The 22,134-nt window shown below is 51.5% G+C and carries 14 protein-coding genes; 2 read left to right on the top strand and 12 right to left on the bottom strand.

Features of this window, described 5'->3' with window-relative positions:
• Positions 1-284 precede the first annotated feature (284 nt).
• The 6 genes from BWI97_RS22210 to BWI97_RS22185 all read right to left on the bottom strand — a co-directional run bounded on the left by BWI97_RS22210 (position 285) and on the right by BWI97_RS22185 (position 7,601).
• Positions 285-2,426, bottom strand: a complete 2,142-nt coding sequence (locus BWI97_RS22210) for a PQQ-binding-like beta-propeller repeat protein (protein ID WP_102202855.1) — start codon at positions 2,424-2,426, stop codon at positions 285-287.
• Positions 2,427-2,598: 172 nt separating this feature from the next.
• The gene (locus BWI97_RS22205) at positions 2,599-3,009 is read right to left on the bottom strand and encodes a GNAT family N-acetyltransferase (RefSeq protein ID WP_233207954.1); all 411 of its coding nucleotides are present in this window, start codon (positions 3,007-3,009) and stop codon (positions 2,599-2,601) included.
• Between the two features lie 170 nt (positions 3,010-3,179).
• Positions 3,180-4,121 carry a bifunctional helix-turn-helix transcriptional regulator/GNAT family N-acetyltransferase gene (locus tag BWI97_RS22200; RefSeq protein WP_102202854.1) on the bottom strand — a complete coding sequence of 314 codons (942 nt, stop codon included), beginning with the start codon at positions 4,119-4,121 and terminating at the stop codon, positions 3,180-3,182.
• 989 nt (positions 4,122-5,110) lie between these two features.
• Positions 5,111-6,070 (bottom strand): kelch repeat-containing protein, encoded by a 960-nt coding sequence (locus BWI97_RS22195; RefSeq protein WP_102202853.1) that lies wholly within the window; start codon positions 6,068-6,070, stop codon positions 5,111-5,113.
• Between the two features lie 33 nt (positions 6,071-6,103).
• Positions 6,104-6,787: a DUF1080 domain-containing protein gene (locus BWI97_RS22190; RefSeq protein ID WP_094814166.1), complete on the bottom strand. Its 684-nt coding sequence runs from the start codon at positions 6,785-6,787 to the stop codon at positions 6,104-6,106.
• Between the two features lie 43 nt (positions 6,788-6,830).
• Positions 6,831-7,601 carry a DUF72 domain-containing protein gene (locus tag BWI97_RS22185; protein ID WP_233207953.1) on the bottom strand — a complete coding sequence of 257 codons (771 nt, stop codon included), beginning with the start codon at positions 7,599-7,601 and terminating at the stop codon, positions 6,831-6,833.
• A 137-nt stretch (positions 7,602-7,738) separates the two neighbouring features.
• Here BWI97_RS22185 and BWI97_RS22180 point away from each other — a divergent pair, with 137 nt between their 5' ends.
• Together BWI97_RS22180 and BWI97_RS22175 are read left to right on the top strand one after the other, a co-directional pair.
• Positions 7,739-10,192 carry a phosphocholine-specific phospholipase C gene (locus BWI97_RS22180; RefSeq protein WP_102202852.1) on the top strand — a complete coding sequence of 818 codons (2,454 nt, stop codon included), beginning with the start codon at positions 7,739-7,741 and terminating at the stop codon, positions 10,190-10,192.
• 310 nt (positions 10,193-10,502) lie between these two features.
• Positions 10,503-11,327 (top strand): helix-turn-helix domain-containing protein, encoded by an 825-nt coding sequence (locus BWI97_RS22175; RefSeq protein WP_102202851.1) that lies wholly within the window; start codon positions 10,503-10,505, stop codon positions 11,325-11,327.
• Positions 11,328-11,698: 371 nt separating this feature from the next.
• Here the strand turns inward: BWI97_RS22175 and BWI97_RS22170 are convergent, their stop codons facing one another.
• The 6 genes from BWI97_RS22170 to BWI97_RS22145 all read right to left on the bottom strand — a co-directional run bounded on the left by BWI97_RS22170 (position 11,699) and on the right by BWI97_RS22145 (position 22,124).
• Positions 11,699-14,464 (bottom strand): M14 metallopeptidase family protein, encoded by a 2,766-nt coding sequence (locus BWI97_RS22170; protein WP_102202850.1) that lies wholly within the window; start codon positions 14,462-14,464, stop codon positions 11,699-11,701.
• A 69-nt stretch (positions 14,465-14,533) separates the two neighbouring features.
• Positions 14,534-15,157, bottom strand: a complete 624-nt coding sequence (locus BWI97_RS22165; protein WP_102202849.1) for a hypothetical protein — start codon at positions 15,155-15,157, stop codon at positions 14,534-14,536.
• A 621-nt stretch (positions 15,158-15,778) separates the two neighbouring features.
• Positions 15,779-16,693 carry a SusD/RagB family nutrient-binding outer membrane lipoprotein gene (locus tag BWI97_RS28990; RefSeq protein ID WP_255403170.1) on the bottom strand — a complete coding sequence of 305 codons (915 nt, stop codon included), beginning with the start codon at positions 16,691-16,693 and terminating at the stop codon, positions 15,779-15,781.
• Positions 16,690-17,379 carry a SusD/RagB family nutrient-binding outer membrane lipoprotein gene (locus BWI97_RS28985; RefSeq protein WP_255403169.1) on the bottom strand — a complete coding sequence of 230 codons (690 nt, stop codon included), beginning with the start codon at positions 17,377-17,379 and terminating at the stop codon, positions 16,690-16,692. The genes BWI97_RS28990 and BWI97_RS28985 overlap by 4 nt, the downstream gene beginning before the upstream one ends.
• Positions 17,380-17,401: 22 nt before the next feature.
• Positions 17,402-20,932 (bottom strand): SusC/RagA family TonB-linked outer membrane protein, encoded by a 3,531-nt coding sequence (locus BWI97_RS22150; protein WP_102202847.1) that lies wholly within the window; start codon positions 20,930-20,932, stop codon positions 17,402-17,404.
• Positions 20,933-21,185: 253 nt separating this feature from the next.
• On the bottom strand, positions 21,186-22,124 hold the full coding sequence (locus BWI97_RS22145; protein WP_102202846.1) for a FecR family protein: 939 nt from the start codon (positions 22,122-22,124) through the stop codon (positions 21,186-21,188).
• Positions 22,125-22,134: the final 10 nt, after the last annotated feature.

The raw sequence follows: 22,134 nt of genomic DNA, 5'->3' as shown, positions 1-22,134 counted from the left end.
TCGGTTTGAGGTACGGAGGAAGTTACCGTATTTGCTCGTTAAAAAATTCAGGTAAAATCCTTGCCGTTCCACTCCGTAAGAGCTTAGCTTTTCATCTTTCTCTGGTATGGAATGGCTGAATCTGGTTTGACTAAGTACGCTGGTGTTGTGAAATAGTGTACGTTAACTATCTTATTCAAAAGTACTTTCCATTTCTGAATCTACCAACAAAATGTATACTTATTTATTTAAAAAATTGGATCAAAAGAGGTCGAAGGCGAACGATACTCATTACTTCTGTAAAATCACTCCAGGGCAAAGGCGACATACGCATCGCCCGTCTTGGTACCCAACTTCCCGCCACCCGTAGCCGCGATCACGACGTACTGTTTGCCATTGACCACATAGGTACTCGGGGTGGCGTAACCACCGAAGGGTAAGGTCGTTTCCCACAGTAGTTCACCCGTGTCTTTATCGAAAGCCCGGAATTTCTCATCACCCGTAGCGGCAATGAACACGAGTCCGCCTTTCGTGACGATACAGCCGCCGAAGTTCTCGCGTCCGGTTACCGGAATACCCTTCGCCGTTAGTTCGGGGTATTCACCCAGCGGTTTTTTCCAGACAAGTTGACCCGTATGCAGGTTAATGGCATTAAGCGTACCCCAGGGGGCTTTGGTAGCGGGATAATTTTCCTTATCCAGAAATTTGGTATAATTCATCGCCCGGTATACGGGTTTCTGATTGCTTTGCTTCACGGCCGTCTGGCTTTCCATATCCAGGAGAAACTCCGCCAGAGCCTGTACTTCGTCTTCCGAAATCTGGGAAAAAGCGGGCATGGCACCCCGTCCATTTTTCACAATCTGAACTACATCCGGCTTTTTATACTTCTTAGAAAGGCTCGTTAAAGCCGGAATACCGCCATTCCCCTGTCGCTCGGAGCCGTGGCAACCGACGCAACCCTTCTCCAGATACACCCGCCGACCCGGATGCTGGGCAAAAGCTTCAGCCGATTTTTCCTTGGCGTTAATGTCGATCATCGTAATGTGCCAGGCCAGCTCATTGGCGTTCACGTACAAATTTCCGGTGGTCGGATCGTAAGCTCCGCCGCTCCATTCCGCCCCGCCGTGAATGCCGTAGTAAATCACGCCTTTCTGGGTTGGTGGTACGTACCAGCCCGTGTCCGCCTTTTCAAAACGGGCGAGGGCATCGGCGTGAGCCTCGGGCGTACGGTCCGTCAAATCATTTCGCGTAACCACCTGTTTGGAAAAAGGCTGCGGCCAGCGAACGTACGGCTGCGTCGGGTAGGCCTGTTCGTCGAGTAAGGTAGATGGGGGTACGGGCCGCTCTTCTACGTCCGACAACAATTCTCCCGTTAATCGATTGAACAGAAACACATTCCCCGTTTTGGTTAACTGTACCACGCCGGGTACGGGTTTGCCTTTGTAGTTAAAATCGGCCAGAATGGGAGCACAGGGTAAATCGAGATCCCACAAATCGCGGTGAATGACCTGATAATGCCAGGCATGCTGGCCCGTGTTGGCATTCAGGGCAACAATGCAGTTGCCGTACAGTTGCGAGCCTTCTTTACCCGGACGGTAAAAATCATTTTTCGGCTGACCCGTCGCAAAATAGACCATGCCATTTTTGGGGTCCACTGACAAGCCGCCCCAGACGTTCACGCCTGCCCCATCCTTCCAGAAATCCGGGTCACCCCAGCTCTCGTAGCCGAGTTGGCCGGGTTGGGGTATGGTGTAGAACGTCCAGCGTTTTTTGCCCGTACGCACGTCAAAACCGCTGACGTTGGCCGGAGCACTCCAGCTCATCGAACCCACGATCACCAGATCTTTATAAATGACGGGCGAAGCCGGAGCCGTAATTTTCATATCCGACGCGGGTCGCATGTGACCCTCGTTCAAATCCAGGCGACCGCCCGTTCCGAAGCTTTCAATGGTTTTTCCGGTTCGGGCGTCAATGGCCAGCAGGTAATGATTGGCGGTAAATAGAATCCGTTGTTCGTTTCCTTCGTTCCAGTAAGCAATGCCCCGGTTGATACCGCCGAATTTTTCACCCGCCCGGGCTGGATTATGCCGCCAAATTTCCTGACCGTTGGTGGCATTCACTGCAATGATTTCCTGAGCGGGCGTTGTTACGTACATTACGCCGTCTACAATTAATGGATTGCCCTGAATGTTACCTGCCTTGTTGCCCGAGTGATACGTCCAGGCTACTTTCAGCCGGGATACGTTTTGTTTCGTGATCTGATCTGCCGCCGCAAAACGGGTTACGCCGGGATCACCACCCGTGATGGGCCAGTCCAGCGAAGCCGAGGTGGTCTGCGTCATACGTTTACAGGCAACCACGCCCGCTACGAGGCTTATACTCACCAAAACAAACCACCGGGATGTTACCGGCAAACGGGAAAGGATCAGGGGGCGAACCTTTTTCATACAGAGGCGTGCGTATCAATGGGTCGTCACTTCATGCGTTGTTACAACCTGATGAAACAGGAAACACAAAATGCAATAGTGTACGTACACCAAAGGTATAAAGAATAATTTATCCGGGAATTAATTTCATTAAAATTTGATGGAATATGCCTTTTTTTAGAACCATTATAAGCTAGTTCCTGGTTAGTCGCTTTTCAAAACCGACAAAGCGTAGATTGGGCCGAAAACCCAGCGAGAGTTCGCCGGCATAGCGGTAGCCTAATTTGGGAAAGAGTCGCTGCGTAGCCTGGTTATGGGTGTTAGTATCCACCCGTAATACTTCAATGTTCCGTTCGATGGCTAGTTGTTCGGCCTGTTCCAGTAATCGTTGGGCAATCCCTTTTCCTTGGAAATCGGGGTGTACCGCCAGTCGGTGCGTGACGATGGCGGGCTCGGACAAATCCCAGCCCAGTTGGGCATACTCGGCATCCTGGTCAGTTGTCAGGGCCGCTACGCCCGCGATACTACCTTCGTACTCGGCCACCCAGAGCTGGCCCTGACGAATGTCTTCGCGAAATACCTCGGCATTGGGGTACGGATTCATCCCATTGCCGATTGCCGGAAGCCTGCATAAGGGGAACCACGCGTTGGAGTAAGGCTACCAGAGCGGGCAGGTCGGATTCGGTGGCGAGACGGATAAGCATTTTTTAGTTATTGGTTAATTGTTGTTGGGGGTGATACTGCCCATGGGCTGAGCAGGTTGGTGCATAAGCTTTACAGATCGCATTGCATGCGGATGTCGGCTCGTTCGTAGGGGGTGGCGGTCATGGCGACTTTGTAGAAGCCTAGTTTTTTGTAAAGTTCGATAGCTGGCACCAATCGCGTATTCGATTCCAGCCATACCTGGGCGGCTCCGGCTTCGCGGGCTTTCTGTAAAATGGCCTGCCCCAGCTTTTTGCCAATTTGCCGTCCCTGTACTTGGGGTGAAACGGCCATTTTGACTATTTCGAAATCGCCGGGTTTCTCCTGTACCAGAGCTACGGTACCCACAATTTCCTGCTGGTAACGGGCAAAGAGAATGACGCCCCCCTTTTGCAAAATTTCTTCGGGATGATCGAGCTGTTCGAGATCGTGGGGTTCAAGCCGGAAGTATTGCTCGATCCAGGCCTGATTTAGAGATTTGAAGTACGGAGCATAGGCCGGATCGTAGTCCAGAATTTCCACTTCTTCCAGCTGCTGCGTTTTCAGATAGTCTTTATAGATGCTGAGATAGTCCTGCTGGACGAGTACGCCTTCGATTTCCTCTACCGCCCAAAGCAGGTTGTGACGCCGCTCGGCAATTAGTCCGGTATTGACGGCCTGAATATGAGTCCATACTTTCTGAAATTCGGGACGCAAGGCCTCTCCTTTCTCAGATAGCTTCAGGATTCGTTTCCGTTTATCCGTGTCTGATTTCCCGGATACAATGAGTCCGTCCTGTTCCAGTTGTTTGGCCAATTGAATAACACCTGGATGAGAAAAGCCAATGTATTCCGCTAGCTCGCTAATACCCAAGGGACCTACTTCACAAAGCGTCCAGAATACGGGAAAACACTTGGGATCAAAATCCAGTCCGTATTGTTGGTAAACCGCCCGGGCGTGCAGGTTCACGGATTCGGCCAGTCGCCGCATCCGGCTGACGAAGGCTAAAGGTCCCAGTTGTGAAATGATGTCCATGTTTAATAAATTACGTAATTAGTTACGCAATTTATTACAGGAATGCGATTGAATCCAAATTTATGGTAAGAAAGGTATCTGAACTCGGGGTTAACCCGGGGTTACACCCCGGGCTATTTACAATGGAACTCCTTTGGAGTTTGTTTTAGTTAACAGGGGACGGGCGGGATTTAACTCAAGCTATGAAATCGAACGCTTCTACAGCGTTTTTTAATAACCCATTGCGTGTTTGCCGTTTTAATTTTACTGCTCGCATATTAGATCAATTTTACTGATTCTTTGAAACAATTCGGGAGTTTAATTCCAATAGTCTCGCATGCTTTCAGGATACCATCCAGCCCGGTAGGCACAGCCTACCAACTACTGCGTACGTAGCGAATGCTACGGACAACCCGCCCCGTTGATGCGATCGATTTTCTATAATGATTCTTGCTTGGGAAGCTAGCGTTGAAATTTGACATAGGATGAATACAGGTTTGGAAACCTGCACCCGTATAATCAATCACACGCTCAAACCCCGAAGGGGTTCAACGTGAATAGCCCCGTATGAACATGCGGGGATACCATCAGCCCGGCAGGCTCAGCCTACTAATTAAAAAAGTCCGTAGCGGATGCTACGGACAACCCGTACCGCTTACACTTTCGAGTTTCAAAAGTAATTACCCTTGGAAACAGAAAGTTGGAAACAGCCAAGAAATAGACACAAGTCTTGAACTTGCACCTATCCCCTCCCTCATTTGTCGAACCTCCCAACCCCGAAGGGGTTCAATCTGAATAGCCCCGTATGCAATACGGGGATACGATCAACCCGGCAGGCACAGCATACCCCGGAAGAGGTTTAACTTGAATAGCACCGTATGAAATGCAGGTAACAAACCGTATTACTACTGAAACTATACTCGCCAACCCATAACTCCGTACGGAACCCAAACTACCCAGGCATTCCCCTATCAAACATCAAACCACTTCAAACACAGTTCTTCAAACCTTCACTTCAACACTTCCAGATCATTCAGCTCCGGACCACCGCCGTGATTGGCCGAACCCGCTCCGATGTAAATTTTGCCCTTATAAACCACCGCCTGCGTCGCATGACGTCCTTTTTTTAATGTAGGACCTTTCGTCCAGGTATTGGTTTTGGGATCCAGAATTTCGGCTTCATTATGAGCCAGTAGCTGTGGACTTTCACCGCCGATCACCCAAACCTTGCCCTGGTACGTTACGGCCGTACCACCCGCCCGTTGTGTGGGAATGTTGGAGGTAGCGGGTAGGGTCTCCCACGTACCTTTTTTGAAATCGTATACATCCACTTCGGCAATGGTCGTTTCCAGAACCTTGTTGATCCGGGCCGTGGAATTCCGACCGCCCGCCAGATACATCTTGTCTCCCACGACCGCCGCCGCAATGTGGTCGCGGGTACGGGGGGCATCGGCGAGTTTTTTCCAGGTATCCGTCTTGGGATCGTACTCATCCAGCCAGGCTACGTGTCCGTCGTAATGTCCATCCATGATGCCGCAGCTCAGGTAGATTTTATTTCGGTATACCACCACGCCCGTCGAACCCCGTAGCCGATCCTTGGGAATCGCCGGCCCTTTTCGCCACTCCCCTTTCGTAGGGTTGTAGATATAGATGTTGGGGATGGGCGTCTCGTGGGGAAATTTCCCTTCAAAGGCTCCCATCACGTAGATTTCACCGTTGTAGGTGATTGCCTGAAAATGATGCATCTCCAGGGGTGGTGACGGCAGGCGTTGCCAGATTAGCGTATTTAGGTTAAGGGCCTCCAGGGGTCGCGTCCCGCGGCCACCGATGGCGTACAAACTATCCCCAATCAGCGTTGCCGCACTTTCGTGACGCGTTGCACACGTGTTTTGCGTGGGTACGGACTGCCATTCCTGTGCCTGAGCCGCCAGTCCCAGCAGGATCAAAGCTCCACTGTATAGCATTTTCATAGGTAGATCCATGAAGAGTGTGAACCGAAAAGACTACAAACGCCGAATCTTAATATCCCGTAACCAGACTTTTTGCCCGTGGTGCTGAAACATGAGTAGTCCGTCGGTAGAGGTGGCAAACTTGGGGTTACTCGAAAACTTGCTCTTCCGGATCAGCTCCTGTAAATCCTTCGAGCCGATTTCGTAGGTCACCACTTTTTCACCATTCAGCCAGTGCTCCACGTGATTTTTATTGACAATGAGCCGGGCGTCGTTATACGTTCCTACGGGTCGAAGCTTTTTGTTCGTAGGCGTAATCAGATCGTACAGAGAACCCGCCGAGCGTTTGGGCTCTTTATCGTTGAAATTGATGTCGTCGAGAATCTGCATTTCGAAATTATCCAGCCAGTTTGGACTGTTGCCATTTCCGGCCTGACTCGCGGCATCTTCTTTCATGTAGTAAAAAACGCCGCTGTTACCCGCTTCCGACACTTTCCACTGAAAGGCCAGCTCGAAATCCTTGAATGATTCTTTGGTCACCAGATCAATGTTCGGTACGCCCGTTTGCGTTACCAGGGCCCCTTCTTCCACTTTCCAGGCATCCGTTGGGAAGGTTTGCATCCGGTATCCCCGCAGAGCCGCGGTTGATTTGCCGTCGAACAAATAGATCCAGGTGGGCTTGGGCTTGGAAGCCGTACATACAGCCAGCATGAGCAGGCTAAGGATTACTTTTTTCATGCGTTAAAACAGGATTTAGAGTGTGATTCAAAGGTACTCGCTTCTAGGGTTCTTCGTTCAGGATTTGCTGAAAAGTCTGGGCGTCTTCGACCATGTGTCTATTATTGAAAAAGACATAGGCCGGTCCTTCTTCGGGCAGCAATTCCTTCAGTTCACGTAGTTCCTGCTCCTCGTACTGGTACCGCCAGCCCTCCCGTCCGTGCAAGCGAAAGTAAGCGGTTTCGGGCGTTATGGTCTGCTGAACAAAAGGATCAACTGCGTGCCAAAGGTGCAGATCCTCGCACAAGCCTTCCACTACGTCCCATTCCCAGTCACCCCGGGGTTCCCAGGCCAGATGTAGTGTACCCCGATCCAGTTCCGAAAAAAAGCGTTGCAGCTGATGCACGTTTTCCGGCGTTTGTCGAAAGCTGGCCGGGCATTGAAACAGCACCACGCGAGCCCCCAGGGCCTCCGCACAGGCACGGGTCGTTTGCCAGGCCTCTTCGACAATAGCCGTGGGCCGAAAGCCACCCGCCTCCTGCTTCTCCTGATCCGTGAGTTTTCGCTTGAGTCGTTTGTAGGTCGGACTTTTCGCTTCGTGCGTAATAAGCTGCCAGGCTTTTAGCGTAAATTCGAAAGGGGCGGGTACTTCCTGCCGCCAGCGTTCGAGCGTACGCAGCTGCGGAGGCTGATAAAACGTATGTTGAACTTCCACACAGGAAAGCTTCTCAACGTATTCGGTTTTGGTACCGTTAAAACCGCAGGTACCCACGTGAACGTTTTTCATAATCATCCATACAGTCAACGTATAGGGTAGTAACGAAAAACGTTCCATTCGGTTTTAATTCAGTCGTGCCACCTGGTAACAAAAAAATAATTTGGCCCGTTAGCCACGTGTCGCCAGTTTTGTGGGCATTCTTTCGTTACCAGCGTTCGAAAATTCGTTTCCCATTTTACCTGCCTGATTGATCCATGGATTCCAGAAGAGATTTTCTAAAAAAAGCAGCCTTATTATCCAGTGCAGCCGGACTGGCAGGATTGCTCCCCGCTTCCATTCAGAAAGCTTTTGCCATCGATCCCGAAGCCGGTACTACGTTTCTGGATGCCGAGCACGTGGTGATTCTCATGCAGGAAAACCGTTCGTTTGACCATACCTACGGTACGCTTCAAGGCGTACGGGGTTTCAACGATCCACGGGCGATGGAACAGCCCAATCGTAAAAAAGTTTGGTTTCAAACGAACGCGAAGGGGGAAACGTACGCTCCGTTCCGGCTAAACATGAAAGATACCAGGGCCACCTGGATGAGTTCGCTGCCGCATTCCTGGGAAAATCAGGTGGATGCGTTTCATGGGGGTCGCATGGATGGTTGGCTGGAAGCCAAGAAATCAGGGCACAAGGATTACGCCGATATGCCCCTCACGCTCGGCTATTACAATCGCGAGGATTTACCCTTTTATTACGCTTTGGCCGATGCCTTTACGGTTTGTGATCAGAATTTCTGTTCGTCGCTGACGGGTACTACACCCAACCGCTTGTACCTCTGGACGGGCACCCTTCGCGATCCCCGCAACCCGAAAGCCCAGGCCAATGTTCGGAACGAGAACGTTGATTACGAGGATGAAGTAAGCTGGAAAACCTTTCCCGAACGTCTGGAGGATGAAGGGATTTCCTGGAAAGTATACCAGAATGAGATTAGCCTTTCGACGGGCCTGGAAGGCGAGGAAGATAGCTGGCTGGCCAATTTCACCGACAATCCGCTGGAGTGGTTTTCGCAATTCCGCGTACGTTTTCATCCGGCCTACCGCACCTATATTCAAAAACAGGTAACGGTTTTACCGGAGAAAATAAAGACACTGGAAGAAAGTCTGCGTAAACTGGAAACGAGCGATCCCACCTACGAAAAGACGAAACGTACGCTGGATTCTTATAAGAAATGGCTGCAAACGTTTCAGTCTGACCTGAAGACCTATACGCCCGAGGCCTTTACCAAGCTTTCAGCGAAAGAAAAAAATCTGCATCAGCGGGCGTATACCACGAATGTTAACGATCCGGACTACCACCAACTGACGACACTGAGCTACGAAGAAGCAGGGCAGCAACGTAATGTCCGCGTACCAAAGGGCGATGTTCTGCATCAGTTTCGCAGCGATGTCAAGAACAAAACGCTGCCTACGGTTTCCTGGGTAGTGGCTCCGGAAAACTTCTCCGATCACCCGAGTGCTCCCTGGTACGGGGCCTGGTACCTCTCGGAAATGCTCGACATTCTGACGCAGGACCCGGAAGTCTGGAAGAAAACCATTTTCATCCTGGCGTATGACGAAAACGACGGCTACTTCGATCACGTACCGCCCTTCATTCCCGCCCATCCCGATCAACCCGAAAGTGGCCGGACGAGTGCGGGTATTGATACCCGACTGGAATTCGTGACAGCCGAGCAGGAAGCCTCCCGCAAGGAGCACGGTCGGACGGGCCCGATTGGCCTGGGTTTCCGCGTGCCCCTGGTGATTGCTTCGCCCTGGAGCCGGGGCGGTTACGTGTGTTCGGAGGTATTCGATCATACGTCCGTCGTACAGTTCCTGGAAAAATTTGTGAGTCATAAACGCGGCAAAACGCTTAGGGAAACGAATATCAGCGACTGGCGACGGACCGTATGCGGGGATCTGACCTCAGCGTTCCGTCCGTACGCGGGAGAAAAAATGACGCTTCCCACCTTCGTATCCCGCGATCCGTTCGTTCAATCCATCCATCAGGCTCAGTTCAAGCCGTTGCCTACGGGGTATAAAGCCTTGTCTACGGAAGACCTTCGTCAACCTGCGACCGTCTTACCCCAGCAGGAAAAAGGGGTACGCCCTTCGTGTGCTCTGCCCTACGAGCTTTACGCCGATGTAGTGCCTTCGAAGCAGGGCCTTGAGCTCATTCTTTCGGCAAAAAACGAATTGAAAGGGTCTATGGGTGCTCCTTTTCAGGTGCATGAACAAAGCGAAGGTGCTCTGAAAATCCGCTCGTACACGGTAGCGGCGGGTGATACCTTACGGGATTCCTTTCCGACTACGGCTCAGCTTAAGATATATGGTCCGAACGGTTTTTACCGGGAATTCAGCGGGGAGTCGTCGATTCAGGTTTCCTGCGACTACCAGCGAAACCGGCAGAAGCAGTATACAGGCCAACTCGTGCTACGTATTCAAAATCTCAACCCTACGGAAGATTGCCCCGTAAGCATTACCGATGAGTCGTACGGAAATCAGGCTATTTCGAAAACACTGGCTCGGGCCGGACAACCGGGTGATCGAACGGAACTGGTGATTGATTTACAGAAAAGTCATCACTGGTATGATCTTAGCGTAAAAGGTGGTGATTCGGTGTATCGGTACGCGGGCCGGGTGGAAACGGGGAAGGCGGGGTATACGGATCCTTTGCTGGGTTAAATAGCTCGACCCAATCTATTTTCCCCGCATGGGATGCGGGGCTATTCAGGTTAAACCCCTCCGGGGTTGGGGGGTGTTTAGTTGAGAAAGGGGGAGGCCACTGGTGCAAGTTTCCAAACCTCTACCCACCATTGGGCGGTTTCCAACTGCCACCGCTCCGGCATTCCCCGCATGGCATGCGGGGCTAATTACATTAAACCCCTTCGGGGTTGTTTAGCAATAGACACACACAAGAGCAATTATTACGCGAGAAATCCAGTAAATGAAGTGATGCGATTTCTCCGTACATTCGGGTTCTATACATGCTCGAATGATGGAATCGATCGGACGCCGCATTACTGCTGCCCCTGAACTGACCGACCTGATCGGTCATTACTACGAAATTCAGACGCCATCGGGGTTTGATCCGCAGGTCTACCATCTGTCTCCGTCGCTGGAAATGATGCTGGCGTTCAATTTCGGTCCACCGATACGATTTTCGTTTGGTAGCCAGTTGGATCGATCCATTCAGAAAATTTTCATTCTGGGTCCGTTACGTCATATGCTGACATATGAGCTGAGTGCCAACGCCGATCTTCTGATTGTTAATTTTACCCATAACGGTTTTTATCGGCTCCTGTCTCAATCGATGCAAAACCTGAATCTGGAAGAATGGTCTGAATCAAAGCTTCTGGCCCAAACCCAGCAACTCGAAGAGCTTTGGCAGACCCTAGCTTCGTTTCCCGACACGCATCAGCGGACTGAATACCTCAATTCTTATTTAGTTGCACGCCTGACACCCGACGAAGCCGAAGCGGTGCCTTTACTCACGCACGCGGCGGCTTTTCATTCGCCCGTGGTAAGTCCGGTAAAAATCATCGCCGCAGAAACGAACCGCACTGAGCGTACCGTACAGTTACGTTTCAAAAAATACGTGGGTTATTCGCCGAAAGAACTGCTGCGGTTTCTTCGTTTTAAGGAAGTCCTGCATACGCTGACGAACCGATCAGAGGCCTCAGTGAACTGGTTTGAATTGATTGAACAGTACGGCTATCACGATCAAAGTCATCTCATCAAAGATTTCCAGTACTACACGGGTGTTTCGCCCCGGCAATTTCTGAAACTCAGCGATGCGTTTTGTAGCAGTAGGGATTAGAAATATTTTACAGGTTGTTTATTGGCCAAGCCTGGAAACCTGCACCCGTTCCCTTCTCTTCAAGCATACCTCCTAACCCCGAAGGGGTTCAACGTGATTAGCCCCGTATGCAATACGGGGAATGCCGGAGCGGTGGCAGTTGGAAAGGGCCCAATGGTGGGTACAGGTTTGGAAACCTGCACCAGTTACCTCCCTCTTTCTCAACTAAACACCCCCCAACCCCGGAGGGGTTTAACCTGAATAACCCCGTATGAAATGCGGGGAAACGACACACGCATTACCTCCTGTCACGATGCTTCCAACAGAATGAACCCAATAAAAAAGGCTCTAACCCTTGCGGAATTGAAGCCTTTTGATAGTAAAAACGGTGTTTAGTATAATTGATTAAATAACCATTTGAAGGTTCCGTGCGACTGAGCCCGGAACGTGATTTCTGGTCCGAAGGCGTACAGTTTTCCCTGGCCCACTTTGGCTTCAAACGCGGCTACGCCATCCTGCAGATAGGCTTCTCCCCAGGCCCATCCACTGCGTAAAGGTTTATTGTTGGGAAACCACGCTAACGGCGTCAATTGACCTTTGGCAACGGCTTCCGAACTCAGATGAAAGACAGGGCTATTGTCAAAATACACATCGGCCTGACCGGGCAATCCCCAGCTGGCTTTCGCTGAAGAATCGACACTGACCCGCAGAATACTGCCGGGTACGTAGTATTTTCCACTAGGTAATTCACGTTCTTCACCCGTAGCGGTCAGCTCGGACAAGGCACTGCGTACCGGTAACCCGAGGTGATAGGCCAGGTTCGTGCTCGAACCAATTGTGACTACTTTTCCGCCTGCTTCGAGGAACGCTTTCAGTGGAGCGATGGATTGGTTAGCCGTAATCCGTCCCATGGTGGCATGAAACTCAGACGGAATCTCCTCTTCTTTCGTTTCCGTCCGGAAAGCGGCGTAGGGGTCATTATCCGCTCCGCGATACACTGGAATGGCCCGGGTTACGAATACGATGACGTCATACTTGTTCTTCAAATTACCCGCGTCAATCTCCTTCGAATAAACGACGTTACAGGGAAAATGATACTGCTCCATCAACCAGCGTACCCAGCCCGAGGGCATTGAGCCGCCGTACGTATCCCACAAGGCAACGCGTAGGGGTTTTACTTTTTCCATTGCCTGCGTCGGTTTTTTGGAAAGCCCCGTCACTCGCAGTCCAGCACTTTGAGCAACCTGATCCAGTGTCGCCTTGGCTTTGGCACTGGCGGGTACGTAAAAATTACCCATCTCCGATCCTTGTGTAATCCGGAATACTTCCACACCCGCTTTCTGAAGATCATTCACGGCCAGGAACGCGTCATTCATTTTCGTACTCAGCACGTACCCCCCGGAACCCGCGGCTACTTGGGCTGAAATCGTTTGTAATTCTCCGTAGGGCAGGCGTTGGAACGGTCCGTCGAAACCTTCCAGCATGCGGTCAAAGGTGACGCCCATCTGATACGCCAGCGTCCATCCGGCGGCATCGTACGGACGAATTGGAGGACCACCGGGATACTGGAAGTCGTTGGGGTAGTTTTGGGGTTCAAACATGTCAATGATGTGCGGGCGGAAGGCCTGAGCCGTTTTCACGATGAACGAACCCGCTGGATACTTTTTCCCGGCAACGGTGAAATCTGCCGTTGCTTTTTCTACACCAATACCGGTACGGATGAGGGCATTGACGAATTTGGTTGCCGTAGCAAAATCGGCCTGGTTGGCAGGAATAATGTATCCCCGCGGATCGCGTAAGAGCGGATCCCGCATGACGCTTTCATAAAATTTAAGCGGCATACCCGCACTCCGCGACCCCCAACCCATGGGGTCTGCGGCAGCGGCCGCTACACCACCCCCGCGAGCCCCACGGGTTTTGGCCTGGTCGGCTTGGTAAGCCGTGTTAATCGCTTCAATACGTTTAGGGTAGGGCGTCCAGTAATCGGAGCTGCCCCGCTCGATGGAGTTTTTACCCATCGAATAAATGTTATACAGCAGGTGATCGCTGTTGCGGGCGGCGTAATCCAGCACGGCGAAGTTCAGCGAAACCGAATAGTCAATCGACTGCTTGAAATGCCACTTCTGCGGCGTAACCGGATTGGGCGTATTATTGTTGGGAATCAGTCGGCTAGGTACTAGCGGTACCTCTTCGGGCGTTGGACCGCCGATGATTTCCGTCAGCAAACCAATCATGTTGTGGAAGTGTGTTGTCGTGCGTAATCCACCGTTGTACCAGGTTGAAAAGCTTGATCCATTCAGGCGGGTGAAGCCGGGCTTTTTCTCGGCGTTCAGGCGGTTGTACATCGCCGCACCGAGGGCATCAATACCCGTTACCATCATCGGATCAAAGACGTAGTTGAAGGGATCGCGGTACGGTGGACCCGCTAAAACCGACCCCGCCGGCCCCCGCTGGTGGTGGTTGTACATGATTTGCGGAATCCACTCTACGAATAACTGCCGACCTACGTTTTGCGATTCTTTCATGTTGAGCATGAAATAATCGCGGTTGTTGTCGTGACCGATGTACTTATGGTACAGCCGGGGAATGGTTTCCATTTTGCGTTTTGTTGGATCTTTTTCCCGCATGTACCAATTGGCCACCAGTTCCTGCCCGTCGGGATTGATGTGCGTAAAGAGAATCACCACATTATCCAGAATTCGCTTGGTTTCGGCATCGGTACGCGTTGTGACCTGATACAATGTTTCGATGAGCTGATGCGTAGCGACCATTTCCGTCGAGTGAATGCCGCCGTCGATCCAGACAATGGCTTTTCCTTCCGCGGCCATCGCTCGGGCCTGCTCCTCACTCAGTCCTTCGGCACGAGCCATCTTCGTAGAGATTTCCTTGTACCGATCCAGCTTTTTATGGTTGTCTGCGGACGTTACAATCATCATGATCTGATCGCGGCCTTCTTCAGTCTTGCCAATAACCTGTAGCTTCACCAGATTGGGTACGGCCTGAGCCACTTTCTTGAAATACGCCTCCGTTTGCGTGTAATTGGCCAGGTGATAATCATCGCCAATGGCAAAACCAAAATGTTCTTTAGGCGTCGGCACCTGAGCCCTGCTCACGTGCACGCTTACGCAAACCAGGATGAAAATCAGACGTTTAAACATAGGCTAGTGATCAATTAGATGCGTTGATTGTTTAGCGTTTGGTACAAGCTTTGAAGAATAGGTACTCATTTACTGGTTTTTGAAGCGTACGCCGATCCGACAGTCGCAGGGTTCCCCCCGGGATTCGTCGCAGGCGTTGTCCTGAAACTGGACGATGCGTTTTCCATTCTGCATCGTCAGAATGAACTTGAAAAGGAAATAATCATTAACGGCCACCTTACTCAGGTCGGTCTTAGTGATCTGGGCCAGTTGCGTCGGGGTGAAGCGGTAGGTCTTGGGAAACTGCGTAACCGATTCGTACAAAATATCCGTTTTGGCCACCGTACTCGGTAAGGGAAACTGCCGTTCCGTGGGCTGTACGCCCGCCAGGGATAGCGTAATGGGATACGCCGGCGGGCTTGATTCTTTCTTATTGAAGCTCACGTATACATCAATGGACTGTACCGGGCTATCCCCAATGTTATTCGCATCCAGGGTCCATTCGAATACTTGACTGGTAGCGAAGTTGGGATCCTTCAGGTTGAAAAAGGAAACCTTGGCCGTCTGCACCGTCGGCAAAGCGGATGTTTGCAGATTCAGCGTAGCCTTGGGCGTGGCCGTAGTCGTATAGTTTTCCCAATCGTAATCGACGGTTTTGCAGGAAGCCAAAGCCGCGAGCGTCGTCAGGATTGCGTAAATCAGGTATTTGTTCATAGGATATGGTTTCTTCATTTACTATTGTATTTGAAATTCCTAGCTGCTCACAGGATGGTTTACTTATGTCGCCTTGAATAGACTGCGTTTCGTCCTTTCACGACTGCTGAGTGAATAGGCAATGAGCCTCTATATGGTTAAGAAAGTGTTGTTTTTATTGAGCTTCGTTATTCACCTAGACTGAGTTTGGTCCCGCAGATACTGCCGACTAGTAGCCAGTGAGCCTCTCCACGACTAACGACAGCCTGCTACATTCCACCGCATTGCTGCTGCCGTAGGTCGTTCCGTTGCTCACTAGCGGGAAAGAATTCCATCTCTTGGCAGTAGCTTCTTTTGAAGCAATCGCCTTCATAGACGACATACAACCTAACCCCGTCCTATCCCATTCCATGGCGGCCACCATGGAATGGCCCCCATGGAATGGTTTCATCCGCAAAGCGTTGGCCTAGAGCAGGATGAAAAGAGCGGTGAGCGTGCCGGCATGGGATGCCCCGCATGCGATGCCCGGCATGGAATGCATACGGACTAAAAAACCAGCCGTGTCTGCGGGACGAAAACGGTCTTAGTTATTAGAGAAAACCATCATTTTTTTCATCCTATCCCCATAAGCCTTGTTAGACCCTACTTATTCCAAAACACCGGCGTTAGCTGCTGAGCCCGTTGCACGGCATCCCGATTGGCGACCACCGAAGCATTGGAGGTCATTTCTGTTTCGGAATAGTAGAAGCGGAAGGGGAACGTATCCAGGGGCGACACCAGATCTTCGAGCTGCGGCAGACCCGTCCGGCGGTAATCGTTGTAAGCTTCAACGCCGTTGCCGTACAGGGCAATCCATTTTTGCATCATCAGTAATTGCATCTTCCCCGCGGCATCAGCGGCATCGTACTGCTGACCCAAGCGGGTAATAAAGCCAATGATGGTAGTGGCCGGAATGGCGTTTCCTTTGTTACTGGCCGAAAGCGTACTGACGCTCGTGAGTTGAGCCGTTACGGCATCAAGCAACAGTTTGCGGGCATCTTCGCCCGTATTCAGCGTCAGGGCCGCTTCCGCCCGGATGAAGTTGACCATGGCATTGGTAATCAGCGGCAGAATACCCGCCCCCGTTCCATCGCCCGACGTAAACAAGGCAATCCGGAAAGAATTGGCCGTTGTACCAGCACTGGCTCCTTCGTTGTTCAACAACTGATTGGCGGAAGTCAATGTCGCAATGGTCCCGTTGTCGTACAAACCTGCGGCGGGATAAATGCCGGAAATAGCCCGCGTACTGTGGTCGGCGGGGGAAGCCGCACCGTCGCCCGGATACCGTCCGTAGTACCCATCGCCGTTGGTGGCGTTGGCCAGACCGGCGTTTGACCGCATCCGGAATACGTAATACCGCAAACGAGGATCATCCTGCTGCTTGAGGCGGTTAATTAAGGTCATACTCATATAACCACTCCGACTGGTATTGTACGAATTGATGTACCAGGGATGGCGGGAGTTGGGTGTCACGTTGCTACCGTAGCGAAAGGTGAAATCATGAGCATTCTCCGTCATGAGCGGGACACCGCTGCTGAGCAGCATCCGAATGCCTGCCCGCCCGGCGGGTCAACCAGACGAATCTGATTGAACATTTTCAGTTTCAGCGAGTAAGCCATGCGTTGCCAGCGTTCCTTCGAGCCCTGGTAAAACAAATCGGCACTGCTCGTAACCGTAAAGCCTTTTTCCATGTCAGCCAGGGCCTCGTCAATCAGCGTGAAGAGGCTGTTGTAAATATCCTGTCCCTTATCAAAAACCGGATCGGTATAGCTTCCACCCGCCTGCGTATAGGGAATGTCGCCCCATACGTCCACCATGATGCTGTAGAGATAGGCTTTCTGTAGTTTCGCGATGCTGACGTAGCCCCACTGCTGCTGCTCAGTACCGGTTTTAATGATCGTTTCCAAATCGGGAATGGCCCCGGTGTAGAAGCCGGACCAGGACGAAGAAAAGGTGCCCCCCGACTGATCCCAGCGGTTCAGGTTTCCCGAGCCCCAGTGCTGAACCACGGCCGAACCCCCACTGTTGATGCCCGTAAAATTGCCCGCTATTGATACCTGCGTACCCGATAATAACAGGCTCAGGTTTGGTTCCGTCGGGTTATTAGGGTCGCCATTAATGTCAACAAATTTCTTGCAGGCACTCGTCGTGAGGATCAATACAAAAGCGACTAAAAACGAGATAGGACGATGCGTTCCGTTCATGATACCTGTGGTTTGCATTACGTTAAAAACTGGCTCTCAGGTTAACACCGAATCGGCGGGTGGTGGGTACGCCGAGTGAATCGAAACCCGCGTTATTGGCCGCTCCCGTACTTACTTCCGGATCGTAATTCATGTACTTCGGGGTGTTAGGAGCCTTGTACCAGAGATTTCGGCCGCTCAGGGAAATGGAGACGGAACCAAAGGGCGTTTTTTGCAGGATATTGGAGGGCAGCTGATAGCCCAGCGACAGCTCCCGCAACCGAAACACGGTCGCGTCGAACACGTAGCCCTCGCCAATTCCTCCCGGACCGTAGCCACCACTGAAGAAGTAGTCGATGACCGTCAGGGCTGTGTTGTTGGGAATTTTGTTGCCGCTTTCATCCAGGATGGGTTCCAGCGTATTTACGTTGCCCAGTACACCTGGTCCGACCCAGAGCGTTTCGCGGTTTTCCGTATCGCGGGTTACGCCCCGCGACAGGGCATTCCCGATGTTGGTCGAGTAAATCGCTCCACCCTGTTTCCAGTCAAAGAGTACATCAAACGTGATGCGTTTGTACGAAAAGCTGTTGTTCAGGCCCACAATGAATTTGGGATTGGGATTACCAATGGGTCCGCTCGTGGCCGCCGCAATGGGCTTGGCCGTCTGGGGATTCACCAAAATGTTCCCCTCGTTATCGCGGGCGTATCGACTGCCGTATATCTGCCCATAGGGTTGCCCGGCGATGTGAATATTGTTGCCGTATACCAACTGAGCAAAGCCGCCCAGATCATCCACGTTATTCCGGTTACGGGTGAAGTTGGCGTTGATATTCCAGCGGAAACCCGAAGCCAGCGATACGGGCGTTGCACTGATTCCCAGTTCAATTCCCTTGTTGGAGGTTTGCCCGAGATTAATGATGCGATCCGTGAAACCCGTCGATGGAGCTGACTTTACGGTAAAAATCTGCGAGGTACTACGTTTGTGGTAATACGTCAAGTCAATGGAAAGGCGGTTGTTAAAGAACTGTAGCTCGGTACCGGCTTCAAATTCCGTGATGAACTCCGGCTTCAATCGGGCGTTGGATAATACGTCACCCAGCGTCATCGTACTCACATTGGATTGGACCGGATTGGAAAAGGGAGCGTCCAGATCCCCCGCACTCGCGTTGGCGTTAAACACATTTACGGTCTGGTACGGCTGGGCTTCATTCCCCACCTGCGTATAGCCCACGCGAACTTTACCAAAATTCAAAATGGGACTATTGAGTCCGAAGGCTTCGGTAAAGATGAATGAACCGTTTATACCTCCATACAGGTAGCTGCGATTTTCCGGCGGCAACGTGGAGGATACGTCATTCCGCCCCACAATATTCAGCGAAGCAAAGCCCTTGTAATCCAGCGTAATATCCGTAAAGAACGCGTAAAACCGCTGCCGGATCATCGCCCGGTTATTAGGCAGGCTTCCCAGGGTAATCGTCGAGGTATTGTTGATGTTATTGATCCCAGCCGTGATGATATTGGTACCGACAAAGGCCGAGCGGTCGGTCATCCGCTGGTTGATATTATTGCCGAAAATGGCCCGTAGTGAAAAATCCTGTTTGATAGTTTTCGTGATCGTCACCAGTAAGGTATTGTCCAGTTCCTGCCGGTAAATATGATCCGTATTGATGGTACCGTTGGCGTATACCGACGAGCCCTTGCCCAGTACACTTACCCGGCGATCCGTGTAGGCGTTGAAACCCGCCGTATTCTGAATGTTCAGCCAGCTTAAGGGGTCGAAACCGAGTACAAAGTTTCCGTAGTACCGGTCCACGTTACTGGTCGCCGGACTGTGTCGGATGGACCAGTAGGGATTGTCAACCCCCGCGTAATCGTACACATTGGCTCCAGTGTTGGGATTTTCGTAGGGGTAACCCGTCAGATCATAGCTCGTCGGCAAATAATACATCGTGCTCATAATGGAACCGCTACCCCCAATTGGGGGCGATTTCTGATCCGTCATGACGTAATTGATGGTTCCACGCACGTAAAATTTGTTATCCAGCCGGGCATTTCCACCAACGTTGATGGACGTACGGGCAATCTCATTACCCGGAACAATACCCTGGTTGGTCGTACGGCTCAGGCCCACCGTGAAGTTTCCTTTTTCGCTACCGCTGTTTACCGTCAATGCATTTTCGTAGACGGAGCCGGTACGGAAGAAATCCCGCTGGTTTTTTCCCGCGTACGAACGGTAGGGTACCTGGACGGGAGTCACCCCGTCAGCTTCATAAAACTGCGGAAAATCGGCGGCTGAAAAACCAGCCCGGGCCAGTGGATGCGGAATCGTCGCCCGCGTACTGTAAGCCGATCCCGAAGAACCATACACGGCACTTCGGTAATCGCCGTTGGTTCCCTGCCCGTACAATTGCTGATACTCGGGCAATCCGGCGATCGTTTCGGCGGAATAAGAGGTGTTGTACGTGATTTCTGTACCCTTCCGGCTCTTTTTGGCCGAAGCTTTCGTGGTAATGATGATGGCCCCGTTCGCCGCCCGCGATCCGTAGAGGGCCGCCGCGGCTGCTCCTTTGAGTACGGTCATACTCTGGATATTATTGGGGTCAATGTCGAAGGCCCGACTGGCCGTACTCTGGTTGCTCTGCGTTTGGTTGTTGCCGGTTACCGGGGCAAACGTCGAATTATCGAAGGGTACCCCATCGACGACGTACAGCGGCTGGTTATTATTTCCCAGCGACGAATTTCCCCGAATCGTAATATTCGTAGCTCCGCCCGCCACGCCGCCCCCACCCTGGACATTTACACCGGCAACTTTTCCGGCCAGGGCCCGTACGGGATCGGGTTCGTTTTTCTGGGCCAGATCGGTCGTACTGAGCGTACTGACCGAGTAGCCTAGAGCGTTGGCCTTCCGTTCGATACCAGCGGCCGTCACCACTACTTCCGTCAATTGTTTGGTCTCATTTTCCAGAACGACATCAATAGTGGTTTTTCCCGCTATGTCCAATTCCTGACTGGCATAACCAATAAACGAAAACACCAGAACGCTGGTCTCGCTGGGGGCCGTAATCAGGTATTCGCCCTGGGCATTGGTCACGGCTCCGATGCCCGTTCCTTTCACCCGCACGTTTACGCCGGGCAATTCGGTACCATCTTTGGCGGTTACTTTTCCTTTTACCTTGATTTCGGCTTTCGAAGATTTTTTAGGCGTTACCGATTCCCGAAGCCGCTCCGAAATGATGTAGGTCTCGCCAATTTTTTCGTACGTCAGGTTCAGGGGTGAGAGTACTTGCTGCAAATTTTCTTCCAGACTACGTTTGGAATCACCAACCGTTGCCTGTATACGTTTGTCCTGCACCAGCTTCTTCTGATAGGCAAACTGCACGCGGTACTTCTTTTCCAATTGCTGAAAAACTTCCGTTAGCCCTTTCGTAGCCGGGGTGGCGGGCCGGGGCCGCTCTTCCCTTTCGGCCTCCGCTCGGGCAAAGTACGCCGGGGTTTGTCCCGCAGCCGAACAAACGATTCCGGTTATCAGTAATCCGACTAATCCGCTGCTCTTCCTTCGTAGTAGTAATCCCATAGGTAGCCATTGGTTTGCGAAATGAGAATGGTCGTACTTCAGCGGTAAGACAAGCGTACCCCAGGACTAAGGTCCCCCTGCCATTAAAGATTTTTCATTTTATTTAATAGGTTATACTCTTTGTTTATATAATACAAATTTTGATAAAATACAAAAATGCAAAATATTATTTCGAAAGACCGTTTGTAGTCATTACAGAAAAAGGCCGTTGCAGCGTAGTACTGCAACGGCCTTTTTGATCCCTAGACGTTTTTTATTCAGTCGGAACGGCCATCCCACTGGCTTCGCGAATGGTCACCAACCCTTTTCGCTGGATAATCTCCACATCGAGCGTACGGGCCAGAATTTTTAGTACCTGCCCCAGATCCTTTTGCGAAAGTTTGCCGGTGAATTTAAGATGATCGAGATGATCCTGAATCACGACATGGATGTCATAATATGCCTCCAGTACACGGGCAATTTCGGTAAGCGTAGCATCGTCAAACACGAACAGTTCATTCTTCCAGGCCAGCCATACGTCTCCTTTCGCGGACTGAACGGTAAGATGTTGCTGGTCATAGGTGGCTAATTGTCCGGGGGAAAGTTCGGCGACTTGCTGTTCTTTCTTGAGGGCCACTTTTCCTTCTTCAAGAAAAATACGGGTACTGCCCTTTTGCGTGCGTATATTGAATTGCGTGCCTTTTACCTCGACCGTCAGTTGATCGGGCGTTCGGACAATGAACCGGGGATGTTTTTTATTCTTGGCCACCTGAAAATACGCTTCTCCGGTCTGCATTTGCACTTCACGGGTATCACCCTGCCAGGGATCAGCGTATCGCAAGCTACTGTTTCGATTCAACCAGATCACTGAGCCATCCGACAGACTGACTTTCCGGATTCCCTGGCTCTGCGTGTGTACCTGCGTATAATGGACCGGTACGGGCGAGCGAAAGTACGGGCGGGCGTAGAAGACTCCCCCACTGATCAGGGCCAGCGTAAGACAGGCGGCCCAAAGTGTTTTTACTCGCGTGTGTTTCGAACGGAAGGCGACGGGCTCGCTGTCTTCAATCTGCTGTTCGAGGTATGCATCCAGCACCTGTTCCAGCTCGCCTTGTTTATAGAGTTCGATGAAGGTTTCCAGTTCCGGCAAACTGGCTTTCGACTGGATGTATCGCTCGACAAGCTTCTGGCGTAAGACCTTGTTTTCTTCCATGAATTAGTAA

The sequence above is a fragment of the Siphonobacter sp. BAB-5405 genome (genome assembly GCF_002872335.1).
GTDB lineage: Bacteria > Bacteroidota > Bacteroidia > Cytophagales > Spirosomataceae > Siphonobacter.
Note: the sequence above shows the minus strand (reverse complement) of the source record. Positions and strands in the feature narration are given on the sequence as shown.